The organism is Pseudoalteromonas sp. TB64, from assembly GCF_000498095.1.
Classification (GTDB): Bacteria; Pseudomonadota; Gammaproteobacteria; order Enterobacterales; family Alteromonadaceae; genus Pseudoalteromonas.
This window is the reverse complement of record NZ_AUTQ01000186.1, coordinates 18,040-32,172: the sequence shown is the minus strand read 5'-3', so window position 1 is coordinate 32,172 and position 14,133 is coordinate 18,040. Positions and strand designations below refer to the sequence as shown.

At 39.3% G+C, this 14,133-nt stretch carries 10 protein-coding genes and 1 pseudogene; 4 read left to right on the top strand and 7 right to left on the bottom strand.

Annotated elements, in window-relative coordinates:
* Window positions 1–18 precede the first annotated feature (18 nt).
* The 5 genes from L647_RS0115440 to priA form a co-directional block, all read right to left on the bottom strand.
* Entirely contained in the window at window positions 19–393 is a 375-nt protein-coding gene (locus L647_RS0115440; protein WP_024611856.1) for a gamma-butyrobetaine hydroxylase-like domain-containing protein, read from the bottom strand.
* A 62-nt stretch (window positions 394–455) separates the two neighbouring features.
* Window positions 456–1,784, bottom strand: a complete 1,329-nt coding sequence (gene hslU / locus L647_RS0115435; RefSeq protein WP_024611855.1) for an HslU--HslV peptidase ATPase subunit — start codon at window positions 1,782–1,784, stop codon at window positions 456–458.
* 11 nt (window positions 1,785–1,795) lie between these two features.
* Window positions 1,796–2,314: an ATP-dependent protease subunit HslV gene (gene hslV / locus L647_RS0115430; protein ID WP_008169919.1), complete on the bottom strand. Its 519-nt coding sequence runs from the start codon at window positions 2,312–2,314 to the stop codon at window positions 1,796–1,798.
* Window positions 2,315–2,393: 79 nt separating this feature from the next.
* The gene (locus L647_RS0115425) at window positions 2,394–2,915 is read right to left on the bottom strand and encodes an SPOR domain-containing protein (RefSeq protein WP_024611854.1); all 522 of its coding nucleotides are present in this window, start codon (window positions 2,913–2,915) and stop codon (window positions 2,394–2,396) included.
* 20 nt (window positions 2,916–2,935) lie between these two features.
* Complete coding sequence (gene priA, locus L647_RS0115420; protein WP_024611853.1) at window positions 2,936–5,122, bottom strand: primosomal protein N'; 2,187 nt, start codon at window positions 5,120–5,122, stop codon at window positions 2,936–2,938.
* A 230-nt stretch (window positions 5,123–5,352) separates the two neighbouring features.
* Here priA and rpmE point away from each other — a divergent pair, with 230 nt between their 5' ends.
* Both rpmE and L647_RS0115410 read left to right on the top strand, forming a co-directional pair.
* Window positions 5,353–5,568, top strand: a complete 216-nt coding sequence (gene rpmE / locus L647_RS0115415) for a 50S ribosomal protein L31 (RefSeq protein ID WP_007377245.1) — start codon at window positions 5,353–5,355, stop codon at window positions 5,566–5,568.
* 525 nt (window positions 5,569–6,093) lie between these two features.
* Entirely contained in the window at window positions 6,094–7,335 is a 1,242-nt protein-coding gene (locus tag L647_RS0115410) for a malic enzyme-like NAD(P)-binding protein (RefSeq protein WP_024611852.1), read from the top strand.
* A gap of 85 nt (window positions 7,336–7,420) precedes the next feature.
* Here L647_RS0115410 and metJ read toward each other — a convergent pair whose 3' ends face one another.
* A complete protein-coding gene (gene metJ / locus L647_RS0115405) occupies window positions 7,421–7,741 on the bottom strand; it encodes a met regulon transcriptional regulator MetJ (protein ID WP_007378651.1) in 321 nt (106 codons plus the stop codon).
* A gap of 199 nt (window positions 7,742–7,940) precedes the next feature.
* Here metJ and metB point away from each other — a divergent pair.
* A pseudogene (gene metB, locus L647_RS01000000124385) lies at window positions 7,941–9,138 on the top strand (cystathionine gamma-synthase).
* Window positions 9,139–9,215: 77 nt separating this feature from the next.
* A complete protein-coding gene (gene metL / locus L647_RS0115395; RefSeq protein ID WP_024611851.1) occupies window positions 9,216–11,549 on the top strand; it encodes a bifunctional aspartate kinase/homoserine dehydrogenase II in 2,334 nt (777 codons plus the stop codon).
* Between the two features lie 30 nt (window positions 11,550–11,579).
* On the opposite strand, the gene L647_RS0115390 is transcribed toward metL, so the two are convergent.
* Window positions 11,580–14,084 carry a PBP1A family penicillin-binding protein gene (locus L647_RS0115390; protein ID WP_024611850.1) on the bottom strand — a complete coding sequence of 835 codons (2,505 nt, stop codon included), beginning with the start codon at window positions 14,082–14,084 and terminating at the stop codon, window positions 11,580–11,582.
* Window positions 14,085–14,133 lie beyond the last annotated feature (49 nt).

The following is a 14,133-nucleotide window of genomic DNA, read 5'->3' as shown; positions in this document are numbered from 1 at the left end:
CTTACGAGTAGTTTAAAGTTAAGGAACAAATTTTATTGGCACACTATCTTTATTATTTTTGTGCTCATTTACGCGTTTTAAGTACTCATCCCACAATGTATCTTGTTGTTCTTGTAGTTTAGCAAAATACTGCCAGCTGAATAATCCGCTGTTATGCCCATCATCAAAGTCTAAACGAAGAGCATAGTGACCTACGGGCTCTATGTTTTTAATTTCGACGGATTGCTTGTTAAGCACCAACTTCATTGGGCCTGACCCATGTCCTTGCACTTCAGCAGAGGGTGAGTGAACGCGCAAAAATTCACACGTAAATACAGACTTGGTGTCATCGTCAAAGTAAACATCTAAGTTTTTACTTACGCTGTGGTAATGTACTTTTGTTACGTGTTTCATTTTTTATCTCATTAAAAAGCCCCCATAACGGAGGCTTTCAGTATAACTGTTTGTAACGTCAATTAAAGAATAAAGCGGCTTAAGTCTTCATCTTCAACAAGTGCACCTAGGTGTTTTTCAACGTAAGCTGCGTCAATTACAACCGATGAACCTGCTTTCTCTGATGCATCGTATGAAATTTCTTCCATTAACTTTTCCATCACAGTATGCAGACGACGAGCACCGATGTTTTCGGTTTTTTCATTAACTTGCCATGCTGCTTTAGCAATTCGTTCGATTGCATCTTCACTAAACTCAATATCAACTTGCTCTGTTTTAAGGAGCTCACGTTGCTGCTCTGTAAGCGAGGCATGTGGTTCAGTTAAAATGCGTTTAAAGTCATCAGCCGTTAGTGCTTCAAGCTCTACTCTAATTGGTAAACGGCCTTGCAGCTCAGGGATCATGTCTGATGGCTTAGCCATTTGAAAAGCGCCAGAAGCAATAAATAGCATGTGGTCTGTTTTAACCATGCCATGCTTAGTATTTACAGTTGAGCCTTCAATTAGTGGTAATAAATCGCGCTGAACACCTTCACGACTAACATCTGGACCTGAAGAATCGGCGCGCTTACAAATTTTGTCTATTTCATCAATAAACACAATACCGTTTTGTTCTACTGCAAAAATTGCCTGCTCTTTTAGCTCTTCTGGATTAACAAGCTTAGCTGCTTCTTCTTCCGTTAATAGCTTAAAAGCTTCTTTAATTTTAAGTTTACGCTTAGTACGTTTATCGCCGCCCATGTTCTGAAACATGCTTTGTAGCTGGTTGGTCATATCTTCCATACCAGGAGGCGCCATAATTTCTACATTTGGCTGGACTTGCGCTAAGTCAATTTCAATTTCTTTATCATCTAATTGACCTTCACGTAGCTTTTTACGAAACGCTTGGCGAGTTGAAGAATTATCATCAACTTGATTTTCGCCATATTGGTCTTTAGCAGGTGGCAACAGAGTATCTAAAATACGCTCTTCTGCAGCTTCTTCAGCGCGATGTTTAAACTTTTTAGTTTGTTGCTCACGCGTCATTTTTATTGAAACTTCCACTAAATCGCGGATTATTGTTTCAACTTCCTTACCAACATAACCAATTTCAGTGAACTTGGTTGCTTCGACTTTAATAAATGGTGCGTTAGCTAATTTAGCTAAACGGCGTGCAATTTCAGTTTTACCAACACCGGTTGGACCAATCATTAGAATATTTTTTGGGGTTACTTCGCCACGCAAATCATCATTTAGTTGCATGCGGCGCCAGCGGTTACGAAGTGCAATAGCAACAGCTTTTTTTGCATTAGCTTGACCAATAATGTGTTGGTCTAACTCGTGAACAATTTCTCTTGGGGTCATAGCAGACATAGCGGTTCCTATTATAATTCTTCGATAGTTTGGAAGTCGTTAGTGAATACGCAGATATTGCCTGCAATAGTGAGACTTTTTTCTACAATTTCGCGGGCACTTAAATCAGTGTTTTCTAATAAGGCCGTTGCTGCAGATTGGGCAAAGTTACCACCACTACCAATAGCAATTAGGTCATTCTCTGGTTGAACTACATCGCCATTACCGGTAATGATAAGGGATGCTGTTTCATCAGCTACAGCAAGGAGGGCTTCGAGTTTTCGAAGTGCTCGGTCGCTTCGCCAATCTTTTGCCATTTCAACGGCTGCTTTGGTGAGGTTACCTTGGTGCATTTCTAATTTGCTTTCAAAGCGTTCGAAAAGCGTAAAGGCATCAGCAGTACCGCCAGCAAATCCTGCGATTACTTTGCCATTATAAAGACGTCGAACTTTGCGGGCATTACCCTTCATTACGGTATTACCAAGTGAAACTTGGCCGTCACCGCCGATTACAACTTTGTCGCCGCGGCGTACACTTACGATAGTGGTCATGTTATTCCTCATCAGCGAGTTGCAGAGGCAACTCGTAAAAAACGATTATGATGAGGTTATATGGGTGAATGCTTTATTTTCAAGTCCAGCCCCAAATTCCACAGCCGACAATTCTTACTCGCTTGAGTTTATTTTTGTCACTTTCGGCATGGCGTTTGGTTTTATATGGACCTAGGCGAACTTTGTACCATTTACCATTGGTACCTGAGGCTTCTTTAATTTCAGAAATTAACCCAGCGAACGCAATTTTTGCTTTTAGCGATTCGGCTTGTTCGTGTGTTCTAAACGAACCACACTGCATGACATAAGGACCTTTTTGCTCAAGTTTTTTTACTTCAACTTGAATTTCATGGTTTCTGATTTCTTCAATAAACTCGGGTGTACGAGGTACTACAACTTTTACCGGAGGAACTGGGTTCGCTTGTTTTTCAACGAGTTTAGGATCGGCGTTACTTTTAATAAACCATAATCCATAGACAAATCCGCTTACCAATAAAATAGCGATAACCACTAAAATAATAGGAAATGGTTTTTTAGCGGGCGTTTGCTTATTATTTTTTCTGCTTGCTGGTTTTTTGTTTATGTAATCGTGCTGTGCCATAGCTTTATTTTGGCCTTAACCTAAATCATGTCTATAGGGTCTACATCTAGGCTCCAGCGAACTTTTTGTGCAAGTTTACTCGAACTTAAATAATCAACCATTTGCGCAAGGTACTGATGTAATATGCGGCGATCTTGCGCTTGAATATGTAATTGAAAACGATACATGCCTGCAACTTTTTCAAGTGGAGCAGGGATCGGACCGAGCAATTGTATACCAGATACCCCATTCACAGGAACCAAATCCGTCAAAAAATCGACGACTTGCTTAATACTATGTCCCTGAGCGCGAACTATTGCCATATTTGTGATGGGTGGTAGGTCGGCGTCATCGCGTTCACTTAGTGCAAAACGAGCAAAGTCTTGATAACCATTATTAACTAAATCTTGTAAAAGTGGGTGCTCGGGGAAATGGGTTTGTAGCAGCACTTGCCCAGGTTCGCCGGAACGTCCGGCGCGACCAGCTACTTGCGTAACAAGTTGTGCTAAATGCTCTGTCGCTCTAAAATCACATGAATATAAGCCGCTGTCTACGTCTAAAATAAGCACTAGGCTTACATCTGCAAAGTGATGTCCTTTAGCTAGCATTTGTGTGCCTACTAAAATACGCGCACCACCTAGGTTTATTTCGTCGAGTGCTTTTTCAAGGCTGCCTTTACGGCGGGTTGAATCACGGTCAATACGAGTAATAGGCGTATCGGGAAATTCGGTAGTTAAAAATTCTTCTATTTGCTCTGTGCCTTTACCATTAGGGAATATTTGTGTACTTCCACAATCAGGGCATTGATGAGGAACATGATATTGATCGCCACAGTGGTGACAGATCATTTGACCAATTGCCTTATGAAAAGTTGCGCTGGTACTGCAGCGTTTACATTCACTCAACCAACCACATTCATGACAAATAAGTGTTGGCGAAAACCCACGACGATTTAAAAACACCATTACTTGTTTGCCACGATTTAAATGCTGGCGCATAGTTGCAAGGCTTGCATGAGCAATACCTGCTTGGTCGGGTTGTCCTTTCATATCGAGCAATTTAAATTGGTTATCGGTCGCTGTTTGAGCGCGCTCAGTTAGGCTTAATAATTGGTATTTATTATTTATAGCTTTATGGAGTGTTTCGAGCGCTGGTGTTGCGCTACCTAATATAAGTGGAATTTTATGTTGGTAGGCGCGATACGCTGCTAAATCGCGAGCGTGGTAACGCAATGTATCTTGTTGTTTAAATGAAGAGTCGTGCTCTTCATCCACTACAATCATGCCGAGCTTTAAAAATGGTAGAAAAATACTCGAACGTGTGCCAATCACTACTGCACAACTGCCTTTCTCGCAAAAACGCCATGTTTGTAACCGCTCGTTGTCGGTAAGGGCTGAGTGCCAAAGCATGATTGGCGTATCAGGAAAGCGGCGGCGAAAACGGTTAACTGTTTGTGGCGTTAAGCCTATTTCGGGTACTAATACGAGAGCTTGTTCGCCGCGTTTTAATACCTCTTCAAGGCATTGCAAATAAACTTCGGTTTTACCGCTCCCTGTAACACCTTCTAATAAAAAGCTGCTAAAACCTGTGCTTTGATTTATTGCAGTACAGGCTATCGCTTGCTCTTTATTAAGTGTTGGCTTGCTACCAACAGTAGGAGCGACGCTTTGCCATTGGTTATCGTGTTCAATAGTTTGTGTTATTAGGTCTTTATCGATAAGGCTATCAATCGTTTTTTTACTAAATCCTAAAGCTTTTAGCTCAGTTAATGACGATTTACCCGATTGCGATAATTGCTTTAATAAGTTGAGCTGCGTTTTTGCTTTTAACGAAGGTACTTTGGCGCCTTTTTCTGTAAGTGCGACCATGTTAATACTGGTTTTATCTGGCGACTCACCTTGGCGTAATGCACTTGGTAATGCTATGTGGATAGTTTCACCTAGCGGATAACAGTAATAACGGGCAGTAAAACTAAGTAGTTCTATATGCTGCGATGATAAAATAGGGGTATCGTCAATAACTTCAAAAATACTTTTAATTTTGTTTTCAGGTACTTCAGTCGTGTTTTTGAGTGCCAGTACTACAGCAACTTTACGTTGATTACCAAAAGGCACTAAAACGCGCATACCAGGTTTTAAGTCTGAGGCAATATTAGTGAGTTGCTCGTCTATTTTATAATCAAAGGTGCGTGGTAGTGGAACCTTTATTGCAACTTCAACAAAACGCATAACAACTCTACCTATAAAATTAATGCTGTAATGTACTAAAAATATAGCTAAAAACCTACAAGCAAATTGTAGTCGCTTTAGTATTTGATTACTTTTTTAGCAAAAAATATAATTAAAACTTGTGTGCGGGGTTGTTGTTGGATAAAATCCGGCTCCAACAATTTGTTTTAACGACGTATGGTACCAAACTACGGGTTTGGAGAGCGATGCGGCCTTAACTAGAGGTTTCTATGAAAGAAGGTATTCACCCTAAGTACGAAGTAATTTCAGCAACATGTTCATGCGGAAATGAATTCGAAACAAGCTCTACTTTATGTAAAAACATTCACTTAGACGTATGTTCTGCGTGTCACCCGTTTTACACTGGTAAGCAAAAAGTTTTAGACACTGGCGGACGTGTTGATCGTTTCAACAAGCGTTTCGGTGCACTTGGTAGCAAGAAGTAATTATTGCTGTCTAGTTGAGAAAAGCACCTTAGGGTGCTTTTTTTATACCTATAATTTGTCTCATTTATTTATTTTTTTATTTTAATTATCCCCTTTCTTCTTCGTGTCACTATTTTCTGCTTTTATTATGAGTATGCATAAACCTCTGCAGACAAACTGCATAATTGTCTCTATATTTTTAATTATCTAATTTTAACTACGTTGTTAAATGCAGCTAACATGAAGATAAATGTTTTAAAAGTAACGATTTAAGTCATTTAATATGGTTTATATTAAAGTCTCAACTGCGCGCTACATCAAAAATCACAACACGCTAAAAGTGCTTTTAAAACTATATTTTAGATGAATTTTTGCTCATGAAATGTTGCTGTGTTTTAGCTGTTTTTTAAAAAAACCTCTTAAAATCAATGCATCTAGCAGATAACAGGATAGATCTGATATTACTTGGAATTTAAAAATAATAAGGGTATCGTAACCCAGACAACACCTCTCACTTTAACTTAAATTGCAGGATACAATCGCGTTATGTCAGACTTTCGTGAACAAGCACTACATTATCATTCTCATCCCGTTCCAGGCAAAATCAGCATTGAGCTAACTAAGCCAGCTGAAACGGTTCAAGACTTAGCGTTAGCATATAGTCCAGGGGTTGCCGAACCTGTGCGTGAAATTGCCGCTGATCCTGCAAATGCTTACAAATATACCGGTAAAGGCAATATGGTTGCGGTAATTACCAATGGCACTGCCATTTTAGGGTTAGGTAATTTAGGTCCTCTTGCATCTAAGCCGGTAATGGAAGGTAAAGCTTTATTATTTAAACGTTTTGCGGGTCTAGATTCAATCGATATTGAAGTTAAGCACAAAACAACAGAAGATTTTATTAACACGGTTGCTAATATTGCCGACACATTCGGTGGTATTAACCTTGAAGATATTAAGGCGCCAGAGTGTTTTGAAATTGAAAAAGCACTCATTGAGCGCTGTAGTATTCCTGTTTTTCATGATGATCAACATGGCACTGCAATCGTTACCGCTGCGGGTATGTTAAATGCACTCGAAGTACAAGAAAAATCAATCGAAGATGCTACTATTGTATGCTTAGGTGCTGGTGCTGCGGCCGTTGCATGTATGGAGCTATTAATAAAGTGTGGCGCACTGCGTGAACACATTTACATGCTGGACCGCAAAGGAGTTATCCATACTCGCCGTGAAGATCTAAATGAGTATAAAAAATTATTTGCTAATAATACTGATAAACGCACATTACAAGATGTAATTGCAGATGCAGATGTATTCGTTGGTGTATCAGGTCCTAATTTATTAGGAGCTGAAGATTTAAAGCTTATGGCAGATAAGCCGGTTGTGTTTGCGTGCTCAAACCCTGATCCTGAAATTGATCCTGCACTTGCACACAGCGCACGCAATGATTTAATTATGGCGACAGGGCGTTCTGATTATCCAAATCAGGTTAATAATGTTTTGTGTTTCCCGTTTATTTTTCGTGGTGCGCTTGATGTACGCGCAAGTGCTATTAACGATGAAATGAAAATAGCAGCAGTAGAAGCTATTCGCAGCATTGCAAAAGAGCCTGTACCTGTTGAAGTGCTAAAAGCCGCTGGTGTAGATAAGCTAGAATTTGGTGCGCAGTATATTATTCCAAAACCAATGGACCCACGTTTATTACCACGCATAGCAAGAGCGGTTGCTCTTGCTGCTGTTGAATCTGGTGTGGCGCAAATTGAGTTACCAGAAAACTATATGCAGTAAACCTATACAGTAGCGTTACATAGTAAAATTTAGTCATAAAAAAACCTCAGTAATTACTGAGGTTTTTTTGTTTTACTTTATCTATTTATTCGTCATCTAAAACAGGGACTTCTAACCCCATTTCTTGCATTATTTTTTTCACTTCTTCTGGTACTTTTTCTGCGTTATCTTTACGTAGGTCGTCGTCATTAGGTAACGGTTGACCTGTAAATGCATGTAAAAACGCTTCACATAATAACTCACTGTTTGTTGCATGACGCAGGTTATTAATTTGACGGCGAGTACGTTCGTCAGTTAATACCTTTAATACATTTAGTGGGATCGAAACGGTAATTTTCTTAACTTGTTCTGATTTTTTACCGTGTTCTGCGTATGGGTGAATATACTCACCATTCCATTTAGCCATAAGATGTATCGTTGCCTCAGATTATTAATTGCTCACACGGCATAAAAAGCGTGTGAATATGCGTGAAATTCTATCGATTTAAAAAAGATAGTCAAATACTTGTTGTTTAGCCATCTAGAGGTTTAAATGTTTTGACTTCTTAAATTGAATAAATTACTCTTTTAGACGTCTAAACATCCAAATTAATTAGGTGACGAATATGAGCGAAAAAAACAAAGCAACCATTGCAGTTCGTAGCGGTGTAGAAGCCGATAAACATCATGGAGCAGTGGTAGCACCAATTTATTTATCGACTACTTATTCGTTTGCCGACTTCGATACTAAGCGTGCATATGACTACGGTCGCAGTGGTAATCCTAATCGCGATATTTTAGCTGAGACGCTTGCAGAGCTCGAAGGTGGAGTGCGCGGCATAATTACAGCCACAGGTATGGCGGCTGTGCATTTAGCAACTCAGCTGCTTAATCACGATGATACATTAGTGATCCCACACGACTGCTACGGTGGAAGCTACCGTTTATTTACTTCGTTACAAAAACGTGGCTTGCTAAAGCTTGAAGTTTTAGATTTAACAAAGCCAGAAAGTCTTCAAAAAATATTAGCAATTAAACCAAAACTAATTTGGATCGAAACACCAAGTAATCCAGTGCTACGTTTAACTGACATAAAAGCAGTAACCGATATTGCAAAGCAATGCGGGGCATTAGNCTGCCGATAACACGTTCTTGTCGCCAGCCCTGCAAAACCCAATTAAGTTTGGTGTAGATATTGTGGTGCATTCAACCACTAAATATATTAATGGACATTCCGATGTTGTGGGCGGCGCTGTTATTACTGCAACACAAGAGCTTGGTGATGAGCTTGCTTGGTGGGCTAATAATATAGGTATTACAGGTGCTCCATTTGATAGTTATTTAACACTGCGTGGTTTACGTACTTTGAACGTGCGCCTAAGGCAGCACCAAGAAAATGCATTAGCAATCGCTAAATATCTTGAAAACTCTGAATTTGTTAGCCAAGTTTATTATCCTGGCCTTGAGTCGCATCCTCAACATGCACTCGCTAAAGCACAACAACTTGGCTTTGGTGGCATGGTTAGTTTTGATATTAAAGGCGACATAAACGATGCCGCAGCATTTTTAACAAGCTTACATGATTTTAGTTTGGCTGAATCACTTGGCGGGGTAGAGAGCTTAATTTGTCACCCTGCGACAATGACTCATGCAGCAATGGAGGAAAAAGCACGTTTAGAGGCGGGTGTTGGTGATACGTTGATTCGAATTTCGGTTGGTATTGAAGATATACAAGATTTACTCGCTGATCTGGAGCGTGTATTTAGCCTTGTTAAACCAGGTCAACAGCTTAATGCCAATCGACTAGGTAAAGGTGCTGGGTAGTCTAACGGTAACGTTAAGCAAAGTGCTGCTCATCCTGCACTTTGGTAATTAGCACCTATAAAATGGATTGGTAGAATATGGTTAATTGCGTACATAAATTTGGTGGGTCGAGTTTGAGTTCGACCGAGCGCTATCAAAGCGTTGCAAAGATTATTTTAGCTCATACTCAATCTGGTGATTGTGTGGTGGTATCTGCATCAGGTAAAACAACTGATACTCTAGTAACGCTATGGCAAAGTTATCAGCAACAAGATATGCAAGTTGTGGCTGATATATTATTACAGCTAAGTAATCACCAAAGTGATTTGATTGAGCAATTGTTACAAGCGGATCTTAAACGCAGTGCACTTAAAACATTAAATGAAGAATTAAGTTTAATTACGGAATTAGCTAAAAATAAGCAATTGCAAGAAGCTGTGTTACTCGCTCATGGTGAATTATGGTCGGCGCGTTTATTAGCAACTTATTTACAGCAACTAAATATTGATGCCTGCGCGCAAGATGCTAGAGAGTTATTTTCTTTAAATAATGGGCAACTATTACATACACAAAATGTTAAGCAATGCAGCGACTTAATCGATCATAGTAAAATTAACGTAGTAACAGGATTTATTGCTAAAAATACTAATGGCGATACTGTAACGTTGGGCCGTAATGGCAGCGATTATAGCGCGACCTTATTAGCAAATTACTGCAATGCAAAGCAAGTATGCATTTGGACTGACACTCAAGGCGTGTTTAGCGCCGATCCTCGTAAAGTTAGTAAAGCGATTAAATACGCTAAAATATGCCGAGGGCAGGCTAATTTATTAGCCAGATTGGGTAACCCTGTACTTCACGCAAAAACGTTATCTCCACTTAAAAATACAGATATAAAACTGGCTGTTCGCAGTAGTTTTGACGTGCAAGCAGGTCAAACAGATATTGTAAAAGAGGGTAGCGTTAAACAAAAACGCTTTATAACAACGTTACATAATGTGGACTTATTAACGATTGATGAGCTTAGTGAAGGAGAGGTTGCAGATATCAGCCAGCTTATTCAGCATAGCCTTCATCATTTTAATCAAAGTGGGGAAACTTATTTAATCGTACCTGCTGCTGCAACAAATCAGATTGTAAGTTATTTTTCAGGCAGAGCTAATATTAGTGAGTCGAATTTAAATGGTTGTGCGGTCATTGCATCAGAGCAAGATATTAATGCGTTGAACTTACAAGCTCTCGATGTATTAAATCAACAAAGCATTAAGCCTAGGTTTGTTCATAAAGGGTGCGGCTATGCACTGTTGTTGACTGATCAACTTATTGATAGTGATGTACTGAGTATATTACACGACCAACTGATAAATAAAGGTCAAGAAATAGCATTAATAGTGGCAGGGCTTGGCAATGTAGGTAAGGTTTTTATTGATCAGTTGTCTTCGCAAATTAAACGTTTGCCAAATGATTATAGTATTAAACTGGTAGGTTTAGTTCGCTCAACACAAATGCTATTTAATGCCAGTGGTATTAATACCCAGCAGTGGGATACGCAATGGCAGCATGAAGCATGCAAATATAATAAGTCTGATTTATTACATGTGATTAGTGAGCTTGATTATGAGCATAAAGTTGTTATAGATATAACTGCTAGTGAACAATTTAGTTTGTTATACACAGACTTTGTTGAGCGTGATTGTCATTTAATTAGTGCTAATAAATATGCCGGTACAGCACCTACTACATGGTATGAGTTGTTACGTAGTCGTATAACAGATAAAAATTTGCATTGGCGTTACAACACAAGTGTAGGTGCTGGTTTACCTATTAATTTTGCGTTAGCAGATTTACAAAATAGTGGCGATAAAATAACGCGAATAGAAGGTGTTTTTTCGGGTACTTTGTCGTGGCTATGCAGTAAATATGATGGATCAAAAGCATTTTCTGATTTGGTAATTGAAGCGCAAAACATGGGATTTACAGAACCCGATCCGCGAGAAGACCTGTCAGGTCGAGACATGCAACGTAAGTTACTTATCTTAGCGCGAGAGCTAGGTATTAAGTTAGACCTTAATGATATAGAGCTATCTGCACTTATGCCTGACAAATTGGCTAAAGGTAGCTGGAAGGATTTTATTGATCAAAAAGATGAGTTAGATTCTTTTATACAAGTACACGCGAGTAAAGCACAATCACAGCATTCAGTGCTTCGTTACACTGGCTTACTAGAAATAGAGCAAGGAAAAGTAACTGCAAAAGTGGGAATAGCTTACGTGGCTGAAGGTCATGCTTTAGCTAACTTAACGCCAGGGGATAATATTTTTGTGATTAATAGTAAATGGTACCGCGATAACGCACTCGTTATTCAAGGACCAGGCGCAGGAAAAGAAGTAACTGCAGCGGGTATTCATTCGGACTTATATTGGNCAGCCTAAATTGGCTGCCGCTTTTGTTTAAAAAACTATTTAGAATAGCTCTTCTTCTGTTTTTGTATTTTCCTCAAAAATATCAGTAGGCTGCGACATAACGTATTTAGTCGGTGCAGTGCCTTTTTCAAAGTATTCAAAACGGCTAGTGTAGTCGTTTTTATGGCTTAGCAGACCTGTTGCTAAATCAATCCTGATAGATACAAGTCCTTCTGGCGGTTCTATAGGTGCCTCTGGTGTGCCTTCAAGTGCAGCTTTCATGAATTCAACCCAAGCCGGTTGAGCTGTTTTAGCACCTGATTCAGCACCTGATATTTGATTCCCACTGAGATTGCTGTTGTAAGCTGTTCGACCTAGAGAGTTACCTGGATTATCGAACCCAACCCAAACCGAGGTAAGTACATTATTATTAAAGCCACTGAACCAAGTATCAACAGAGTCATTGGTTGTTCCTGTTTTACCTGAAAGATCACGGCGTTCTAGAGCCTGAGCTCGCCAACCTGTACCACTCCAACCTGTGTTATGCGCCCAACTACCACCACCCCAAACTGCACTGTTCATTGCATCTGCAATTAAAAATGCATTTTGTTTAGAGATTACTCTAGGTGCACATTTGATTGGTTGAGTAACTTCATTACTTCCACTGCTTTGTGTTGTTAGGTTGCTAGCACTTACTGCAGATTCATTCATGTCTTCATCGCATGCAATAGCAGGATTAGTTTTAAATAATACATTGCCGTAAGCATCTTGAATTTCAGAAATAAAGTAAGGTTCTATTAAATGCCCACCATTTGCAAAAGCGCTCATACCACGCGCAAGCTCAAGTGGTGTAATAGATGCACTACCCAAAGCAAGTGATTCGCTGCGATTAATATCTGAATTTTTAAAGCCAAATTTTAGTAAATGATCTGCAGTACGTTGAAGCCCTACACCACGAAGTAAACGAATTGAAATAACGTTTTTAGACTGTGCAAGAGCACGGCGAATACGTATTGGACCATTATAAATAGCAGGACTGTTTTCTGGACGCCATGCTACGCCTTGGCCTTTATCCCATAAGTTTATAGGCGCATCGTTTAATATAGACGCAAGGGTATAGCCCTTTTCAAGCGCTGCTGAATAAATAAAAGGTTTAATGTTTGAGCCTACCTGGCGTTTAGCTTGAACTGCACGGTTGTACTGGCTTTGTTCAAAGCTATAACCGCCAACTATTGCTTTTATGCGCCCATCTTGCGGAGCAAGCGATACAATAGCACTAGAGGCTTCTGGTATTTGGCTAAGTAAATAACTATCGTCGCTATTTTTGCGAAGCCATATTTGCACACCCGGTGTTAATATATCTGATGCAGTTTTAGGAGCAAAACTTTGGCGATAACGAGTAATGTATTTGCGAGCCCATTTTAAATTATCCCAAGTAAGGGTCGTAACCTCACCATCTTTAAGAATCACATCAGCAGTTTTTTCATTAACAGCTAATACAACAGCCGCCTTTAATGGACCAATTTCTTTTGTGCTTTTTAATTCACTCAGTATTTGTAATTTATTTAAAGCGGGTTGTGTTTCGGATTCCCATAAAACTTTAACCGGTCCTCTGTAGCCGTGTCGCATATCATAGTTATGTAGGTTATTAACGAGAGCAGTTTGTGCCGCTTGTTGTACTCGAGATTCAACAGAGGTAAATATTTTATAACCTGAGTTATATGCTTTATCGGCGCCATAACGAGCGACCATTTCAGCACGTACCATTTCAGAAATGTAAGGGGCGTACAAATCAATTTCAGCGCCATGGAAATAAGCCGTAATAGGTTGGCTTTTCGCATCATCATATTGTGATTGCGTAATATAGTTTTCAGTTAGCATTCGACCAAGAACAACATTTCGACGAGACTTTGCGCGTGTAGGGTTACGAATAGGATTGAGAGCAGAAGGTGCTTTTGGTAAGCCTGCAATCATCGCCATTTGGGCAAGTGTTAAGTCTTTTAATTCTTTTCCGTAATATACTTGCGCTGCTGCACCAATACCAAAAGCACGATTACCCAGTTCTATTTTATTTAGATAAAGCTCAAGAATTTCGTCTTTAGTTAATAATTTTTCAATATGTAGAGCTATAAATATTTCTTTTACTTTACGAATATATGCTTTTTCTCGGGTTAAGAAAAAGTTACGCGCTAGCTGCATAGTAATAGTACTTGCACCTTGTTTTTTTTCACCTGTAGAAATAAGTACTAGTGCGGAGCGTATTATTCCTATTGGATCTATACCAATATGATCGTAAAATCGGTTATCTTCAGTCGCTAAAAAAGCATTGATTAAAGGTTTTGGTATTTCATCTATAGTGACTGGAATGCGCCGCTTTTCACCAAATTGATTGATCAAAAGACCATCTTTAGTGAATACTTGCATGGGAGTTTGTAATTGTACGTCTTTTAAAACTTGCACACTGGGGATATCAGGTTTAACGTAATAATAAAGGCTGATTAAAGTAATTAGCCCTAAAATCGTGCAAATGATAAAGAATTGTAAAGTTCGTTTTAATAAAATCACTTATATTTCCCTAAATAGGCTCCCAATTATGTATGGAGACTGCTAGTAT

Excerpts from the sequence above, each read along its gene's own strand:
- L647_RS0115440 (WP_024611856.1), bottom strand. The coding sequence starts at position 393 with ATGAAACACGTAACAAAAGTACATTACCACAGCGTAAGTAAAAACTTA.
- hslU (WP_024611855.1), bottom strand. The coding sequence starts at position 1,784 with ATGTCTGCTATGACCCCAAGAGAAATTGTTCACGAGTTAGACCAACAC.
- hslV (WP_008169919.1), bottom strand. The coding sequence starts at position 2,314 with ATGACCACTATCGTAAGTGTACGCCGCGGCGACAAAGTTGTAATCGGC.
- L647_RS0115425 (WP_024611854.1), bottom strand. The coding sequence starts at position 2,915 with ATGGCACAGCACGATTACATAAACAAAAAACCAGCAAGCAGAAAAAAT.
- priA (WP_024611853.1), bottom strand. The coding sequence starts at position 5,122 with ATGCGTTTTGTTGAAGTTGCAATAAAGGTTCCACTACCACGCACCTTT.
- rpmE (WP_007377245.1), top strand. The coding sequence starts at position 5,353 with ATGAAAGAAGGTATTCACCCTAAGTACGAAGTAATTTCAGCAACATGT.
- L647_RS0115410 (WP_024611852.1), top strand. The coding sequence starts at position 6,094 with ATGTCAGACTTTCGTGAACAAGCACTACATTATCATTCTCATCCCGTT.
- metJ (WP_007378651.1), bottom strand. The coding sequence starts at position 7,741 with ATGGCTAAATGGAATGGTGAGTATATTCACCCATACGCAGAACACGGT.